Genomic DNA, 18707 nt, shown 5'->3' with positions numbered 1-18707 from the left:
TGCCACTGCTACTCTGACCTCAAGCTTCGCACAGGATTCGCCAGTGCTGCTTTTATCGCCTGGAAGCTGATCGTTACAATAGTGATTACCATAGCTGCTATCGCTGACAGGAAAAACACTCCCGGACCGATAGAAATATGATAATTATACTTCGCGAGCCATGGCGTTAGAAAATATAAGGCTATAGGTGACGCAATCAGACAACTGATCACTACCAGCAATATAAAATCTTTTGATAACAATACCCATACCTGCGCAATAGAAGCACCCAGCACTTTCCGGATGCCGATCTCTTTGGTACGCTGTTCGGCTACATAGGCGGCAAGGCCAAATAACCCCAGGCAAGATATAAATATCGCCAATGTGGCGAATATTCCAGCCAGTTTGCCTATCAGCACTTCCAGGTCAAACTTTTTGTCATACTCCTTATCCACAAATACATATTCAAAGGGATAAGCTGAATTATATTTATCAAATATCTTCTTTATTTTATCCATTGCTTCATGCGGGTTTACGCCTGCATTTAAGCGATAAATTACAAAATTTCCTCCGCGACCATGATTGAATACCGTCGGCTCGGCCGGTGTAAATGGCGATTCCATTAACGCATCCTGTACTACACCGATAATGCGTACCTGGTGTGAACCACCACCAAACGTGATCATCTGATTGAGCGGTTGTTTAAGCCCCATGCGCTTAACGGCGGCTTCATTTACGATCACATTTAATGTATCAGAAGCCCAATCTGGCGAAAAATCACGTCCTTCGATCAACTTCATTCCGACTGTTTTGAAATAATTATCGGTGATATTGACACCGCCTACATTGATACCTAGTTCTCCGGCAGTTTGTCCGGGCCACTTATCAATACCGGTATGCCAATAAATACCCGTCAACGGGCTGGATGCTTTGGTCACGTTTTCCACCATCCGGCTTGCCAGCAAATCATTTTTCAGTGCATTATAGTTCTTCCATAAATCATCACTCATACCTGTAGATACCAATCCGGCGGCACTGTACCCTGTCGGCCGGTCTTTTACATATTGTATTTGCTGATAGATGATCACTGTGCTGATAATAAGCGCAACCGAGCAACTGAACTGCACAACTACCAGTATCTTACGAGGTAACGAAGCTGCCTTACCTACCTGGATGGATCCTTTCAACACCTTAACAGGATTGAAAGATGATAGATAGAATGCCGGCCTGCTGCCTGCCAGTAAACCGGTAAGCGATACATAACCGATCATAATGGCCCAGAAAAACGGATTGCCATAAGGTACGTGCACCGAACTACCCGTAAGCGTGTTGAAAGGTTCTAATACAAGCTGCACCAGCAACACCGCAAACAGGAAAGCCGCAAAGGTGATCATCAAAGATTCTGTTAAAAACTGGAATATGAGATCGCTGCGCTGAGAACCTATGGATTTTCGTACACCTACCTCGCGGGCACGCTTTTCGGAACGTGCTGTAGACAGATTCATAAAGTTGATACATGCTATCAACAATACTAATGCGCCAATCACGCTGAACATACGCACATAATCTATAAAGCCGCCTGCTACTTTTCCATTCTTGTAATCTGAAAAAAGATGCGTATCCCCGATAGGCTGTAATATTACCTCGCCTTTATTAAGCTTATAGTTAGGGGAATATTTTACCAGCAGGTTTTTGATTTTTGGAGCGATCTGAGCCTGTGTCACTCCTGGCTGAAGTTCCACCCACATTTCAAATGAATTATTGGCCCACTGTGTCCTGGCATTTTTCATCCAGCTTTGAGTAAGCTCTTTGTAGCTGAAAGGTAGTAAATAGCTAAACTGGAGACTGGATGTTGCCGGAATATCCTTATATACACCCGTTACCTTCACATTATTTTGATTGTCGAAGCGGATGATCTTATTGATCGGATCGGCATCGCCGAATAATGCTTTTGCAGTTGATTCATTAATGATGACAGAATAGACATCATTAAACACGGTTTTGGGGTCGCCTTTGATGAAAGACAGTTGGAACATTCTCAGGAAATCAGGATTTACCGAGCCCCCGATAAACGAGAACTTTTTATCCCCCACGTTAAGGTTATGTCCTTCTAATCCTATCCAGTCAGTCTCGGCAACACGCTTAATACCCGGGATCGTAGTCCGGAGCACGTCAGCTAAAGGCAGGCAAACGGCATCCTGGGTATGTGTACCATCCTTCGGGTCGGTAAAGTTGAATTTAACATGGTATAACTGGCTATAGTTTGGCCAAAAGCGGTCATATAAATATTGCAGGTTTACCCACAAGCCTATCAGTAAAGCCACAGCCATACCGGCTGCCAGACCAGTAATGTTCAGCGCGCTGTAAACCTTGTTCTTCAGCATATTGCGCCAGGCGATCTTTAAATAATTTCGAAACATATAATTGCGGTTTAATTTCTCATCAGACCACTTAGGGGGAGCCTGATGATACGAAATTATCGCTGCAGAGGGCGGAAAAGGTCTCAAATGATAAGTTGGGCGTTCATTTTTCAGCTCATTTTTATACTCAACCGGGCTTTTCCCAGTCATTTGCCTGAAAGTCCGGTTGAATGTCGATTTAGAGTTGAATCCTGACTCAAATGCAATACCTACCAGGGTTAAATGACTATAAGCCCTGTCCTGCATTTTCTGTACCACATCCCGAATGCGGTAATCATTAATAAAATCGTTGAAGTTTCTTTTCAACGCCATATTAATGATCCTGGATAATTCATGGGAATGTATGCCAAGCTTCTCTGCCAGCGTAGCTAAACTTAGTTCCGCATCCCGGTGAAACAGGTCAGTTTCCATCTTCTTCCTCAGCCAAATACCCTTCTGCTTCAGTTCAGTTGAAGGTGATGGTTTTGAAAAGGGCTGCAATTCATATGACGGCCTGGCCTCCGGTCTTAAAAAGGCAGCTATTGCTATCCTGATAACCATTATTGCCGAAAGAATATAAAGCAGATAATAAACCGGAGTATTTAATTGCTGATGGTAGTAAAAATAGTTCATCGCAGCAAAAGGTATCCATAGAATCCATACTGCTGCTAAACCTAACAATAAGCGATGCAGCCATCGGAATTCACGCCTCTCTCGGTCACCTTCATTAAATTTTAATCCCTTGTAAAAGCGTTGTATCACTCTGTGAGAGCGGTATATGTATACAATAATCGAAATAAATACGATTAGCTGCGACACGAAGTTTATTTGGCGAAAAATAATTGTATCATATAAAGTTGTGTTACTCTGTTTAATTGCTAAAATTAAAACGGCGAGTTGCAGTACTAAAGGGATAAAATGCAGGATGTCTTTCCGCCTAAATTCATATTCCGGCCGGGTGATTTTAAGTACATAGAAAAAGATCAGCGGCCCAAGCGCTAGCGAAAACTGCAACGGTAGCCAATCCCAATGGGGAAAGTAAACAGACATTCGGATATGAATACATAACAACCAAATTATCTGTAAGACTACCGTGACAAGAGCAAGGCTTAAAACCCGGTTTGCACCCAGGCTAATGCTCTTTGTGAACCATAACAACAAAGCAAAAGTAAGCCCTACGAATATTGCTCCGAGGAGGGTTAGATCATACAGATTAATATGGAATGAGTACGAATCCATTATTCACTTCTCAAACTCTTAACCGGGTTCGCCAGCGCTGCTTTAATTGCCTGAAAACTTACTGTCGCCAGTGCGATAATCATTGCCGAAATACCTGCCGCGGCGAATATCCACCAGTGTATGCTTACTCTGTATTGGTAATTCTGCAGCCAGTTATACATAATGTACCATGCAATTGGGAAGGCCACCAGGCATGAAACACCTACCAATTGCAGGAAATCCTTAGATAGCAATCCGGCCAAACCAGAAACGGAGGCTCCTAATACTTTCCGGATTCCAATTTCCTTGATCCTTCGCTCGGCGGTATAGGCTGCAAGACTAAACAAACCGAGGCATGAAATAATGATGGCCAACGTAGCGAATATGCCTGATAACTTACTCATCTGTACTTCGCTCGAAAACATCTGGTTGAATTGATCATCTACAAATTTGTATTTGAATGGGTACGAGGGGGTATTCTTTTTGATCACCGCTCCTATTGCAGCCATAGTTTGCTGAGAAATTTGACCATCCTTAATGCGAACATATAGCATATCGGCATCATAGCTTCCGGTACCGCGGCAAAGAAATATTACCGGTGCTCCGGCACGATTGTACATATTACCGAATACATAATCATTTACCACTCCTACAATCCGCAGGTTACGGTATGTTCCTTCCTGCATCCCACGGCCTGATTGAATGGTCTTACCAATTACGCCGTTTTTGTCTATAATGTCAGCAAGCGATTTTGTAATGATTACAGTAGACGTATCAGAGGCAGCACCAGAAAAATCTTTACCCTCAATAATTTTCATACCAGAAGTAGATACAAATTCAGAGCTAACTGTGCGGTAAGTTATCAATACTTTATTATTGGCCTGTTTGCCTTCCCAATTAAACCGGTCATCAAGGTTACCGTCATAAATCGTAACATGATCCGATAAAGCAGCGTTCTGCACCAAACCTGTGCCTAAAAGCTCCTGCTTTATGATTGGAAAACTGTTTTTGATATTGTGCATGTCTATTTCAACAAGGTTATCCTTATTGAAACCCAGGTTGCGGCTCTTCACATGCTGTATCTGCTGGTAAATGATAATGGTGCTGATAATAAACACAACAGAAACACTAAATTGCAATACTACTAGTCCTTTCCGTATCAACGTTGCACTGCCTGACTTGATCCTTAAGCCTTTAAGCACTTTAACCGGGTCAAATGACGATAAGTATAAAGAAGGATAGCTTCCGGCCAACAACCCGCAGATCATCGCAATAATTATCAGGGCAATAATATGAACCGGATTATCGAGGCCAATTGAAAGGTTCTTTTGTACAAGTAGATTAAAAGCCGGTAAAGCCACTATAATAAGTACGACTGCTAACGACGCGGCAATAAACGACATAATCAGCGATTCGCCGATGAATTGAAATACAAGGCGTTTTCTCCCCGATCCTAATACCTTTCGTACACCAATCTCTTTGGCCCGTTTTTCACTCCGGGCGGTTGCCAGGTTCATGAAGTTAATACATCCTATCAACAGGATGACCCATGCGATGACAGACAATAATCTCACCTGTTTAATCCTGCCGCCTCCGGTTTCCTTTTCTCCCGCAAACTCATTATAAAGATGCCAGCGGGTCATGGGGTACAGAAAAGCAGTGCTCTTCTGGGTAGCATCCTTCCCATGAATATAATTAAAGAGCTTTTTATTTATTGCAGTTACATTTGCCGACGGCGCTAATTCCACATAAGTGAAAGGGCCGTAACTACTCCATTTGTCGTCATAATTACCAAATTTTTGGAAATTCTGTTGCATCTGGGCTTGATACGGCGCCAACCATTCGAATTGCAATGATGAGTTTGCAGGCATATCTTTTACTACGCCGCTTACCACATAATCCTGTTCATTATTCATCCTTATGGTTTTTCCAATTACATTTGGTTCATTGCCAAAAAACTTCTTCGCTGTTTTTTCCGGAATAACGATGGAATATAATTGTGAGTAAGGATTACCGGCATTGCCCTGGATAAATGAAAAGGTAAACATGCTGAACAATGAAGGATCGGCATACTTACCTGACGCATACACTGCGTTTCCGTTAATGTTGAATAGCGAATTTACATCGTCGTCTGATACCCTGCACGCATTTACAATACCCGGGATTTCAGCTTTCATGGAAGCCGCCATCATGCGCGGCGTTGATCCCATTGTAAATTTATTATCGCCAAAACTGGCGTTTATTTTTACCGCATATAACCGTTCTTTTTTGATATTGAAGTTATCAGCTGTTATTTCGTCAGCAACCCATAGGAAGATCAATCCTGCACATGCAATTCCGATAGCTAATCCGCCAATATTCAATGCGCTGTAACCCCTGTTACTCCACAGGTTTCTGACTGTTGATTTGAAGAAATTCTTTAACATGATGCTAGTTCATTAGTTCAATTGTTCATTAGTTAATTGGTGCAGAACTGCTACTGCAACTGCCACGGCTACTCGGACCGCAGGCTCTTCACCGGGTTCATCAGCGCTGCTTTAATAGCCTGGAAGCTTACTGTTGCTAAGGCGATCAGCATGGCTAAAACTCCGGCTAAGGCAAATACCCACCAGTTAATGTCGACACGGTATTGGTAGCTTTCCAGCCATTTATGCAGTGCCCAAAACGCTACCGGGAATGCAATCAGGCAGGCAATGCCAACCAACTGTAAAAAATCTTTTGATAACAGGCCTGCAAGTCCTGAAACTGATGCACCGAGAACTTTGCGTATACCGATTTCTTTTATCCGGCGTTCTGCTGTGTAAGCAGCTAATCCAAATAAACCTAAACAGGAAATGAAGATTGCCAATCCGGCAAAAACACCTGATAACGTACCAGTTAATGTTTCTGTTTTAAATAATTGATTGAAGTCATCATCAATAAACTTATATTCAAAGGAGTACCCTGGGTAATCTCTTTTTACAATGGCTCCTGCTTTGGTTAATGCATCCTGAATGTTGATACCTGCTTTAAAACGGATGCTCATCACAGCCGTACCGGCAGGGTGGTTATACAACAATAAAGGGCCGGTTGAGCCGTACGGATCGTTATATAGGTAGTCCTTTAAAATACCAATGATCTGAAGTGGTCTTTTATCGCCATCGCGTATAATTCCACCCACTCTGCCCTCCTTGCCCATTTGTTTCGCGAAGGTTTCGTTGATGATCACATTTAAGCTATCGGAAGCAGAATTAATATTGAAATCATGCCCTGCAACCAGCGTCATGCCCATAGTCGAGATAAATTGAGGGCTTACATTTTGCCATGAGATTAAAGGGTTTTTAGATGCATCCTTACCCTCCCAGGTGTAGTTGTCTGTATTGCTGCCAACTTCCAGTGATGTGTTATCGCTCAACGCGGCATCTTCCACAATGCCCGATTGTTTCAGGTCATTATAAACTGCTGAGAAGTGGTCGGCCTGGTTACCTTGTAAATAGACATAAACCAGGTTATCCTTATTGTAACCAAGGTTACGGTTTTTTACATGTTGTATTTGCTGGTAAATGATGATTGTCCCGATTATCAATACAATTGATATCGTAAATTGCATCACCACCAAACTTTGCCTGATAAACCCTGAACCGGAGCTTGATTTGATGCGGATGTTCTTCAGAACCGTAATAGGATTAAATGATGATAAATAAAACGCAGGATAGCTGCCGGCTAATAGACCTGTTACAGCTCCAATAAGAATGATATAGATCAAGTGTAATGGTTCAAGAATATTTACCGCCAATTCCTTTTGAACAAGAATATTGAATGACGGCACAGCTGCATAAATAATCCCTACCGCTAATATTACAGCAATGAATGACATAATAACTGCTTCGCCAATAAACTGACTTATAAGCTTACCTTTACCCGCTCCCATTACTTTACGAACACCCACCTCTTTTGCACGCTGCTCAGAGCGGGCGGTAGACAGGTTCATGAAATTGATACAGGCGATCAATAAAATGATCCACGCAATGAAAGAAAATAGTTTTACATACTGGATGCGGCCGCCATCTACCTTACCATCGGTAAAATGATTATGCAGGTTCCAGTCGTTCATACCGAACAGGAAGCATGCCGTAGTGTTATCAGGTTTAGTTTTGGATGCTATATAGTGACTCAGCTTTTTATTAATTGCTGCAACGTCGGCATTAGGTTCCAGTTCAACCAATGTGCGAACCCAGTTGGCGCCCCATATATTCATCCATGGCTGCTTATGGTCTATATTTTCCAACGGTGCCAGCCACTGAAACTGATATGTCGAATTTTTAGGCAGATCTTTAAAAACTCCGGTCACAATATAATCCTGTTGATTATCCACTTTCAAAGCTTTACCTATGGGATCAGCATCGCCAAAGAACTTTTGAGCCATGGTCTCATTGATCACCACAGAATGCAGTTGTTTGAACGCATTATCAGCAGAGCCCTTTACAAAAGGCAACTGTAGCATAGAGAATATTTCCGGATCGGCATAATTTCCGGTTTCAGTAATTATTTTATCGCCTAATGCAAACAAGTCAGAGCCTCCGTCACCAGTCATACGGGCAGTGTTTTTAATACCCGGAATTTCAGCTTTCATAGCCTTAGCCATAGGCCCGGGGGTACCGAAAAATGTACTGACCTTCCCTTCGTAAGTCTGATTTTCGTAGACCTTATACAGCACATCGCGCTTAGCGAAATTGTGATTAAAAGTTAACTCATCCTCTACCCATAAGAATATTAGCGAGGCACAAGCTATCCCAATAGCCAGCCCGGTTATATTCAAAAAGCTGTACGACCTGTTCTTCAGCAGGCTGCGCAAGGTGGTTTTAATGTAATTCTTTATCATGGTTTTAGTTCATTGGTTCAATTGTTCATTAGTTCATTGGTGTCCAACTGCTACTGTCACTGCTACTCACTCCTCAGACTTTTTACTGGGTTCACCAACGCAGCTCTGATCGCTTTATAGCCTACTGTAAACCAGGCCAGCAACAGCGATGCGACGATAGCCAGAATAAACACATCAGCACTGATTGATATCCTGTAAACAAAGTTTTGCAGCCAGTCTTTCATTATATACCAACCAACTGGCACAGCAATCACGAACGATATGATAATGAGCGCGAGGAATTCTTTTGAGAACAGGAATACGATGCTCCGTACCGATGCGCCAAGCACTTTGCGCACGCCGACTTCCTTGGTGCGCTGCACCACCATAAAGGATACCAGGCCATACAAGCCAAGGCAGGATATGAAAATGGCAATAAGCGCGAATGATTTATAAACCAGTTCAAGCTGATTTTCCTGCTTATAAAATTTAGCAATGCTCTCATCCAGGAAAAAGCCGGCGTACGCATATTCAGGATACCTGCTTTCCCATAGCTTTTGTAACGAAGCTACCGTCGGCGACAATTTTCCGGTGCCGATCTTTACACCAATCTCTCCTTCGTATTGTTTTAGTGGATAAATGACCGTAGGCTTAACCTCTTCGCGCATGGAATTGGTTTTAAAATCTTCCACCACACCCACGATAGGCACCCATTTCTTGTCTCCGAAACTGAAGCTTTTGCCAACGGCGTCTTCCGGGCGTTTAATGCCAAGCTTGTGCATCAATGTGGCATTAATGACCACTGCCGGCAGCGTATCACTCTTTTCATACCCTTTACCTGCAATAAAGCGCAAGCCAAATGTCTTAAAATAATCAGCATCACCCACTTTTGTAAAGACATCAAACCCCGGGTCTTTGCCTGAGCGATTAAAGTTGAAGTTAGTTGAGCTGTTATTATCAGATGAAGGCGGATCCGACGTAAAGCTGGCTGCTTTTACTCCGGGCAGTGCCAGCACCTGTTGCTTGAAGCTGTTAAGACGCGAGAGACCAATACTGTCGGTCGGGCAGGGAATTACCAGCACAGCATCCTTATCGAAGCCGAGATCGGCATCATTAACAAAGTTCATTTGCTTTATGGCGATCACCGTACCGATAATAAGTAGTTGGGAAATAGAAAATTGGGTAATTACCAGTACTCTGCGCAAGGATATACCACCTACAGATGCGGCGTTTATTTTATTCTTTAATGCCAACACAGGTTTAAAACCAGAGACGATCAGCGCAGGATAAATCCCAGAGAGAATAATAACAACGCATACCACTACTGCCAGGCATAATAATGTTGTTATGTCCAAAAGACCTATTGAGTCAGGAACGCTGGCAATGTGCTTAAGAAATGGCAAGGTAAACTCAGCTACAAATAATGCCAGTCCGGCAGAGATCAGCACGATGATAGTCGTTTCGCCCATAACCTGTGCAATAAGTTGTGAGCGGTTGCTACCCAGCACTTTGCGTATCCCAACTTCTTTGGAACGGCCAACTGATTGCGCGGTGGAAAGATTGATGAAATTGATGGAAGCCATCACCACGATCAACACAGCTATAAATGATAGCGTTCGCAGTGTGGCCATACTCGTTACATGGTCACCTAAACCATCGCCGAAGTGTGTATTGAAATGTATATCTGAAATCGGCTCCGCCACTGCATATTTTTTGTTATGGTGCTTATTATTATCCCATTGCTTATCTGAAAAATCACGTAATTGGCGATCGATACTACTTTGCGAAACATTTTCAGGGAACCGGATATAAACCTGGCAATTGCTGCTGGTACTATTCCAGTTATCAAAATAACCGTAATCTTTGGCGTGTTGCTTCCAGGTAATATAGGAAACCAGCACCTTCAGCCTGAAATCTGAATTTACCCGGGAGTCTTCCACTACGCCGGCAACCTTTAACGTCACCAGGTTATCCATCCTGACCGTTTTACCCATAGCTGTATGCCAGTCGCCGAAATATTTGGCTGCGGTACTTTTATCCAGCACAACCATATTGGGATCCTTTAAAGCTGAAGGGCTGCCTGCCAGCCATTGTGAGGACAAAACATCGAAAAGCTGCGGCTCGGCAAACATGATGCCTGCGTTTTCGATGAATTTTTTATCATCAACTGCATTACCGGTTGTACCAGGCACCGTCACCTCGCTGCCATAAATCAAATCAACTCCGGTGACCTTAGCCTGCGGAAAATGCAAACGGAATGCAGTAACAGCGGGCGCGGAAATACCTGCATTATAGGTGATATTTCCATCACGGCGTACCAAGGTGGTAATGCGGTATGTGCTTTTATAACCGGGCTGGAAAGTATCAAAGCTCAGTTCAAATCTTACGACTAAAAAAATAAGCAGGCAGGCTGCGATGCCTACGGTCAACCCGGCAATGTTTATAGCCGAATAAGCTTTATGGCGAACAATATTACGCCAGGCGATCTTAAAGTAGTTTTTCAGCATAATAGAATGGTTATATGATTAGAAACTATGTAAACAACGTACCAAAATTAAAATACATTGATTATCAACACATTGAAAAATACTCAGATTTACGAACATGTTCGTATATGTAACACAATATGTTCGGAAATGATACAGTCGGTAGTTAGTTAATCAGTTAACCGGCGATTAGTGACCAGGTATTTCCTGATTAACTGATAACCGGTCACTCACTCCTCAAACTATTTACCGGGTTCGCTATCGCGGCCTTAACCGCGTGATAGCTGATGGTTATCAATGCGATGACAACCGCTAATAATCCTGCCGCTCCAAACATCCACCACTGAATGCTGATACGGTAAGCAAAATGCTCCAACCAGCCGTGCATGGCCCACCAGGCTATTGGCGAGGCGATCAGTACGGATAGCAACACTAGTTTCAGGAAATCAACTGATAATAATGACGTAATAGATGATAAACTTGCGCCTAATATTTTCCGGATGCCTATCTCCTTTGTGCGCTGTTCGATGGTAAATGCAGCTAAACCAAACAAGCCCATGCCTGCCAGTACAATGGTTAGGACTGTAAAGATGCTGAATATAGATGCCAACCGGTCCTCGGCTTTATACTGCGCATTAAAGGAATCATCCATAAACGTGTAATTGAAAGGAGTATCCTTATCGTACTTTTTATAGATGTTTTCCATCGAACTTAGCAATGTAGGCAAGTTGATATGTGGTTTTATTTTAGCAAACAAGTTACAGCCCGGGCCCATGGTCCAGAATGGCAGCGTATTGGGAGCAATGAAAAGCCCAATCGGCTCAATAGCGTATGCCATCGAACCGAAATTGAAGTTCTTTACAACGCCTGCTATTTCCACATTGCTTGAACCGGATTTGATATAAGTTCCTACCGGATTGCCATTAAGATGAAGCTTTTCTATTGCAAGCTCGTTTATCACTACTTTGTCGTTACCGGTAAGTGATGATGGCGATAAAGGTGGATATTTCCATTTCAGTCCCAATACTGACATGAAATTATTATCGACCGAAAGCGCATTCAGCATCACAGTTTGATCCTTGGTTTTTCCTTCAATTTCAAACATGTCATGGCCAGTGAACATGGCATAACGTGATGTTGCCACATTTACCACTCCTGCAATTGATTTAATGTCGTGATAAAATGCCGGATAATTTTTGCCAAAACTGCTCCCTATGGGTATCATAACAATATTTTCTTTATTGATACCGGTATCTGCATGTCTGAAATAGTATAATTGACGATCAATAATAATCCCGCAAATAATCAAACCAACCGATATGGCGAATTGTAATGTAGTGAATACTTTCCGCACAGTAACCCCACCCGATTGCTTACTCATTTTTCCTTTGAGTGTAACAACTGGATTAAATGATGATAAAACCAACGAAGGGTAACTGCCGGCAACCAGAACAGTGACCAATAGCAAAGCACCTAGTAAAGTCAGCACAAGAGGGCTGTATAAAAATGAGTCGTCAATCTTAAGCTGCAACACATTGAGGAATACAGGTTTGAATAGGTAGCAGATCACATATCCTAAAATGAAAGATAATACAGCATATAAACACGATTCTACATAAAATTGAGCCGCAATACTTTTTCTGCTGGCGCCGGATACTTTGCGTACGCCTATTTCCTTTGCACGCAAAGTAGCCTGGGCTGTTGAAAGACTCATATAGTTTACCAGTGCAAGCAACAATACCAATACGGCTACAAGCGGAAAAATTTGCAGGTATTTTGTGTTTGATTGGTCGCCATCACTGAAATTAAGATGCATGTCTGGCAGTGGCTTCAATGAAAACGTCATATCTTGAAAGTCCTTATTTTTCTTACCCAAAACATCGAGACCTCTTTTTAGCGTTACTGTATCCGGGGCATGTTTTAACAAAAGATAGAGTTTGAATGTACCAAATCCTATTTTCTGCGGCCCGAGGTAATCTTTTGCTTCTTTCATTGCGAGAAAGCTTGAGTTGGACACCACAAAGTCATATTGGATTGATGAGTTAGACGGGCTATTCTCGGCTACGCCTGTAACCTGGTAGGTATAAGCACTATCTGTCTTTAAGGTAATAGTTTTACCAATGGGATTTTCATCCCCAAAGTATTTCTTAGCCATCTCCTGTGATATAACTACAGAATATGGATTGGCTAATACAGAATTAGCGTCACCAGACAAGATTTTAAATGAAAAGAATTTAAAGAAACCCGGATCAGCAAACACCAGTTTCTTTTCTGAGAATTTCTTGCCGGGGAATGATGTATTACTTGCAATTACCGGTTTAAAATAAGCCAGAATACGCATATAACTTTCAATTGTAGGCTGTTCCTGACTTATTATGGGACCCGAAGCATAACTCATGTTTCCCATCATATTCACGATGTTGCCACGCATTTTTATTATCGCATTAGGGACGTATATGCGATCTGCATTTTTGCCGAATCGGTCATAGCTGTGCTCATGCGCCACGTAAAGCATAATAAGCATACAAACTGCCAGTCCAATGGCCAGTCCTGATATATTGATCAGACTAAATAACTTATGTCTAAGCAAGTTGCGCCAGGCAATTTTGATATAGTTCTTTATCATAGTTTAGTTTATTGGTCATTTGTCATTAGTCACTGTCCTGCTCAAATTACTGGTTAACTGGTTACTCGCTTCTCAAACTTTTCACCGGATTAGCCAATGCCGATTTGATAGCCTGGAAACTAATTGTTATTAAAGCAATAGATACAGCGCAAACCCCTGCAACTACAAATATCCACCAGTTCATTTGTGTCTTGTAAGCAAAGCTCAGCAGCCATTTATTCATCATCCACCAGGCAACAGGAGTTGAAATGATAATCGCTATGAAGACAAGCTTCACAAAATCTATTGATAACAGTGCGGCGATATTGCTTACACTTGCGCCCAAGACTTTTCGTATGCCGATCTCTTTAACCCGCTGTTTAGCTGTATAGGCTGATAAGCCCAACAACCCTAAACAAGCCAAAGCGATAGCAATAGATGCGAAAACGGTAAGAACCTTCCCCAGTCGCATTTCGGAACTATATAGCTTATTAAAATCTTCATCCAGGAAACGGTATTCAAAAGGACGATAAGGCGCTAATTCTTTCCATTTTGCTTCAAGGAACGAAATGGTTTGTTTCAGATCGTTACCCTGCAATTTTAACAGAAATGTTCTTTGATAGGTCTGTGTGAACAGCACCAGCGGCTTGATAGGATTATGAAGCGATTCAAAATTAAAATCGCGTACCACACCTTTCACATATCCCGGGCGATCATCACCAAGAAACATCTTTTTGCCAATCGCCTGCTGCGGTGTCCAACCTAACTCTCTTGCGGCTGATTCATTAATGATAAAATGAAAGACATTTAATTTATCATCTTTGTTCGACACGTCTTTTATATCTTGCTGCTCAAGGTCTGATCCGGCAATGATCTGCAGGCCGGTCGTTTTCACAAAATCATTATCGATCGGATTTGCAGTAACTGCCAGATATTGTGTTTGTGGCATCACAGACGATCTCATATTATATCCGCCTCCGATGCTCACGGGTGTACTAACGCAGGCGGAAACACTCAATACATGGCTATTGGATTTAAATTGCTGTTTAAACAAATCAATCTTATCTTCCATCCTGTTATCGATAGGCAATACAAGTACCTGATCCCGGTTAAAGCCCAGGCTCCTGTTCTGGATATAGTTGAGCTGCTTCTGCATAATAAATGTAGATATGATCAGAATTACTGAGATAGTGAATTGGAATACTATGAGCGATTTACGCACCCATTGCCCGGAAGTGGTATTTTTGAAAGAGCCTTTGAGCACCTTCACCGGCTGGAAGTTGGACAGGATCAGCGCCGGATAAGTACCAGCCAACAAACTCACCAGTATGATCAATAGCAATGCACCTGCGATAAACTGAAGAGAGAAGATAGCATCGATCGTCAATTGCTTATCTGAAAGCTGGTTGAATACCGGCAATAATAAAGCCGTTGCAACAACACTTAAAATAGTTGAAATGGTACAAAGCAAAACAGACTCGCCTATAAACTGCCAGAAGAGCTGCCTGTTGCCTGCTCCTATCACTTTGCGCACTCCGACCTCGCGTGCACGTTCCATAGATCGTGCGGTATTCAGATTCACATAAGTAAAACAGGCTATGCCCAGCATTAGTAAAGCAACGGCTTCGAGGATGTAGATATAAGTAATGCTATTATTCGGCTCAAAACCTTCATAAGGTGAGTAAAGATGAACTTTATTAAAAGGCTCTAATTCGAAATCTACTGTTGCTCCCTGTCCGGTCATCTCCTTCCGCATAAAAGGAGTAATTTTTGCTTGCAGCGTAGCGATATCTCCCTTGTTTTTTAACAAAAAATAAGTAGTATAATTTGCGTCCCAGTAGGTTTTCTCTTCGTCGGCCAAACCAAGTGATGACCATGAAGCCAGGAAATCAAATTTAATCTGCGAGTTCGACGGGCAATCCTGCATCACGCCGGTCACCTGGTAAAGTGAAGTATCTGTGCCTACCTTTAATACTTTTCCAATAGGGTCTTCATTGGCAAAGTATCTTTTAGCGGTCGATTCGGTCACAACTACCTGGTTCGGTGCTTTCAATACGTTCCCAGGCTCACCGCGAAGGAGTTTAAATGAAAAAAGATCAAAAAATGAAGGGTCTGCAAATATGAAATTCTTTTCATTGATCAGTTTATCATTGTAGTGCACGATCCGGGAATACTTGGTCATGCGTACGGCCGATTCTATTTCGGGGAATACCTGTTTGAACCGTGGTGCCACACGTGCGCTGGTAAAATTCCCTTTCTTCATTTCAGTGCCGCCATCAAACTTGTAAGCCATAATTGTACGCACTATGCGATCACCTTTAGCCTGAAAATCATCATAGCTCAACTCATGCTGAATATACAAGCCAATAAGCAGGCAGCTGCATAAGCCAATGGTAAGACCTAAAATATTGATAAAGGAAGACGCTTTATTCTTCCATAAATTCCTGAATGCGGTTTTAAAATAATTTCTGATCATAGGTTAGTTCATTTGTTCAATGGTTCGTTAGTCATTTGGTATTGCCTTTCACTGATTGACTGATAACTGGTTAACCGATCACTCACTTCTTAAACTTTTTACCGGATTAGCAATAGCTGCTTTAATCGTCTGAAAACTCAGGGTCAGGAAAGCGGTAAGCAGCATACCAAACCCGCTTAGGGCGAATATCCACCAACTGATAGTCGTTTTATCGGCAAAGTTTTGCATCCATTTATTCATGGCCAGCCAGGCCAGTGGCGTAACGATTATGAATGCAAGAATAACCAGCAGTACCAACTCGGTAGATAAAAGAGTCACAATTTGAGTAATTGTTGCACCCAACACTTTACGTACCCCTATTTCTTTAGTGCGCAAATTTGTGGTAAACATCGCTAATCCTAACAATCCAAGGCAGCTAATCAGTATTGAAAGACCGGTTGCCCAGGTAAGTAATTTGGACGTATGCTGTTCGCTTGTGTAAAATTTGGCGATACTTTCGTCATAAAAGCTGTAAGTGAAATCGTTATCGGGATATACGTCTTTCCATATTTTTGCAATCGATGCAATTGCTGCCTTCCATTCATTGCCGTTAGCTGTTTGTGGCTTCAATGCAATGTGCACAATATTATTATTGTAATTACCGGTATGATACACTATAGCTAAAGGCTTAATAGGCGCGTGAAGCGATTTTTGATAAAAATCTTTCACGACACCAATAATCTCTGCCTGCTTTTTGCTCCATTCAATAAATTTTCCTACGGCTTGCTGAGGGTTCTTAAAGCCTAGTATTTTTGCATAGGTATTGTTGATGATCATTTGATTAGAAGTATCGCCAACCCGTAAATTACGTCCTGCCAATAATTTTATCCCATAAACTTTAATGTAATTATCATCACCCTTTTTTAGCTCCAGGTCTGTCTTTATTTCTTTTTTACCATCTTTATAAGTGACTTCGGTAGATCGTGTCATTCCAGAAGACGGAGGGGCTTCACCTACACTTATTAGTTCCACTTGTGATAATGTCCGCATCTTATCAGCAAAATATTGCTTTTTAATCTCTGTATTGCCTTTGAATGGCGTGGTGATATATATGATAGCATCCTTTTTAAATCCGAGGTCCTTATGCAGCGCATAATAGATTTGCTTACTTACCAGGATGGTTGCCATAATAAAAAACTGCGCAATGATGAATTGAATAACAGTCAGCGATTTACGTAACCATGCATTACGGGTTTTATTGGTACCGGTATAGGCCTGATTCTTAAGAACCAATACAGGTTTGTAGTTAGACAACACAAGCGCCGGATAAAAGCCCGATACAAGACTTACAACTACAGTGAGTAATATGATAAACAAAATGAGCCCGGGATGACCCGTTATATCCATCTTTATATCTTTTGAAATAAAGTCGGCAAAAAGCTTCAATATTACCGGCGACAACACTACTGAAATAATCATCGCCAGGAGCGTAATTAAAAATGTTTCACTCAAAAATTGGGATATCAATTGCGAACGGCTGCTGCCCATAGTTTTACGAATCCCGATCTCCTTAGCTCTTTGAGAAGCTTGTGCGGTAGTGAGATTTATAAAATTGATACATGCCAGTATCAGCAAGAAAGCAGCGATAGCCAGCAAACCATACAAAGTTGTTTTATTGGCGACATTACCTATATCGAAGTTACCATACTTCGCATTAAAATGCAGATCGCTGAAAGGCTGCAATTTAAATTCTGTTGTATTCCCTCTATCCTCAGGTCTTGGGGGATTGTTTTTCTTAAATAATGTATTGATCTGCCTTTCTAAACCTGCCGGATTGATTTTTGGCATCAGCTTTACGAAAAGCTGCGAAGCAGATGTTGTACTGCCCCATTCTGTAGGCTGAACCTGGTCTTTTAAGGAATGGGCACTATATATGGTGCTGAACGATATAAAATCCTGGAATTTAAAGTCAGTATTTTCTTTTATGGATTGTACAATACCTGTAACAGTAGTTTTCAGGGTATCCTCATACACAATCTGTTTACCAAGTATTTGATCATAGGATAACGAAGGGAAATATTTTTTTGCCTGATCCGAAGTTAGTACTACCTGGTATGGGGCATTCAGGGATGTTTTTGCCGCTCCTGCCAGCCATTTATATTGGAACATATTAAAATAACGCTGATCGGCAAGGATAACGCCCTCCTGGTTTCTGAATTTAGCTGGGTTCTTTGTTCCGTTAGGAATGATCGTGTTAAATTGATACAGCGTAAAAAATGGCGCCGAGCCTTCTAAACCGGTCACATCATTTTTTACTGCTTCAGCAAGTGGGCCGCAAACACCACCATTATAGCCGATTTCGCCGGAAAATGTAAAATTTGAAACGATCCTATAAATCCGGTCACTGTCTTTGACATTTTTATCGAATGTAAAATCATAATTAACGATCAGGTAAATCGTCAGGGCAGCGCTAATGCCGATAGATAGTCCAATAATATTAATAAACGTGAACAGTTTATGCCGTTTAAAATTACGGATGGCGATTTTAAAGTAGTTTTTAATCATGATTGTACCGGTTAATCACAATCAGTACAAAAACTTATACCAATAAGACAAGCTATTGATTATTAATAAATTAAAATAAAATGCCGTACATCCATTGTACGCAAGCGGACAACAGGTGTACGGTTATGATACAGTGGCTGTTAGTTAATCAGTTAACCTG

Annotated in this window: 7 protein-coding genes; all 7 read right to left on the bottom strand. The window is 41.8% G+C overall.

Annotation, left to right across the window (positions count from 1 at the left end):
* Positions 1-8: 8 nt before the first annotated feature.
* The 7 genes from VIM89_RS14825 to VIM89_RS14795 all read right to left on the bottom strand — a co-directional run bounded on the left by VIM89_RS14825 (position 9) and on the right by VIM89_RS14795 (position 18547).
* Positions 9-3011 carry an ABC transporter permease gene (locus tag VIM89_RS14825; protein ID WP_488156950.1) on the bottom strand — a complete coding sequence of 1001 codons (3003 nt, stop codon included), beginning with the start codon at positions 3009-3011 and terminating at the stop codon, positions 9-11.
* A gap of 605 nt (positions 3012-3616) precedes the next feature.
* A complete protein-coding gene (locus tag VIM89_RS14820; RefSeq protein ID WP_488156949.1) occupies positions 3617-6022 on the bottom strand; it encodes an ABC transporter permease in 2406 nt (801 codons plus the stop codon).
* Between the two features lie 68 nt (positions 6023-6090).
* The gene (locus VIM89_RS14815) at positions 6091-8457 is read right to left on the bottom strand and encodes an ABC transporter permease (RefSeq protein WP_488156948.1); all 2367 of its coding nucleotides are present in this window, start codon (positions 8455-8457) and stop codon (positions 6091-6093) included.
* A gap of 62 nt (positions 8458-8519) precedes the next feature.
* Positions 8520-10943 carry an ABC transporter permease gene (locus VIM89_RS14810; protein ID WP_488156947.1) on the bottom strand — a complete coding sequence of 808 codons (2424 nt, stop codon included), beginning with the start codon at positions 10941-10943 and terminating at the stop codon, positions 8520-8522.
* A 205-nt stretch (positions 10944-11148) separates the two neighbouring features.
* Positions 11149-13548 carry an ABC transporter permease gene (locus tag VIM89_RS14805; protein WP_488156946.1) on the bottom strand — a complete coding sequence of 800 codons (2400 nt, stop codon included), beginning with the start codon at positions 13546-13548 and terminating at the stop codon, positions 11149-11151.
* 61 nt (positions 13549-13609) lie between these two features.
* Positions 13610-16003, bottom strand: a complete 2394-nt coding sequence (locus VIM89_RS14800) for an ABC transporter permease (RefSeq protein ID WP_488156945.1) — start codon at positions 16001-16003, stop codon at positions 13610-13612.
* Positions 16004-16081: 78 nt separating this feature from the next.
* Positions 16082-18547: an ABC transporter permease gene (locus tag VIM89_RS14795; protein ID WP_488156944.1), complete on the bottom strand. Its 2466-nt coding sequence runs from the start codon at positions 18545-18547 to the stop codon at positions 16082-16084.
* Between the last annotated feature and the right edge of the window lie 160 nt (positions 18548-18707).

Origin of the sequence: Mucilaginibacter sp. (assembly GCF_036568825.1) — a bacterium.
Taxonomy (GTDB): domain Bacteria; phylum Bacteroidota; class Bacteroidia; order Sphingobacteriales; family Sphingobacteriaceae; genus Mucilaginibacter.
Note: the sequence above shows the minus strand (reverse complement) of the source record. Positions and strands in the feature narration are given on the sequence as shown.

What these genes read in the sequence shown, in the direction of transcription:
- VIM89_RS14825 (WP_488156950.1), bottom strand. Translation starts at nt 3,011, where the DNA reads ATGAACTATTTTTACTACCATCAGCAATTAAATACTCCGGTTTATTAT.
- VIM89_RS14820 (WP_488156949.1), bottom strand. Translation starts at nt 6,022, where the DNA reads ATGTTAAAGAATTTCTTCAAATCAACAGTCAGAAACCTGTGGAGTAAC.
- VIM89_RS14815 (WP_488156948.1), bottom strand. Translation starts at nt 8,457, where the DNA reads ATGATAAAGAATTACATTAAAACCACCTTGCGCAGCCTGCTGAAGAAC.
- VIM89_RS14810 (WP_488156947.1), bottom strand. Translation starts at nt 10,943, where the DNA reads ATGCTGAAAAACTACTTTAAGATCGCCTGGCGTAATATTGTTCGCCAT.
- VIM89_RS14805 (WP_488156946.1), bottom strand. Translation starts at nt 13,548, where the DNA reads ATGATAAAGAACTATATCAAAATTGCCTGGCGCAACTTGCTTAGACAT.
- VIM89_RS14800 (WP_488156945.1), bottom strand. Translation starts at nt 16,003, where the DNA reads ATGATCAGAAATTATTTTAAAACCGCATTCAGGAATTTATGGAAGAAT.
- VIM89_RS14795 (WP_488156944.1), bottom strand. Translation starts at nt 18,547, where the DNA reads ATGATTAAAAACTACTTTAAAATCGCCATCCGTAATTTTAAACGGCAT.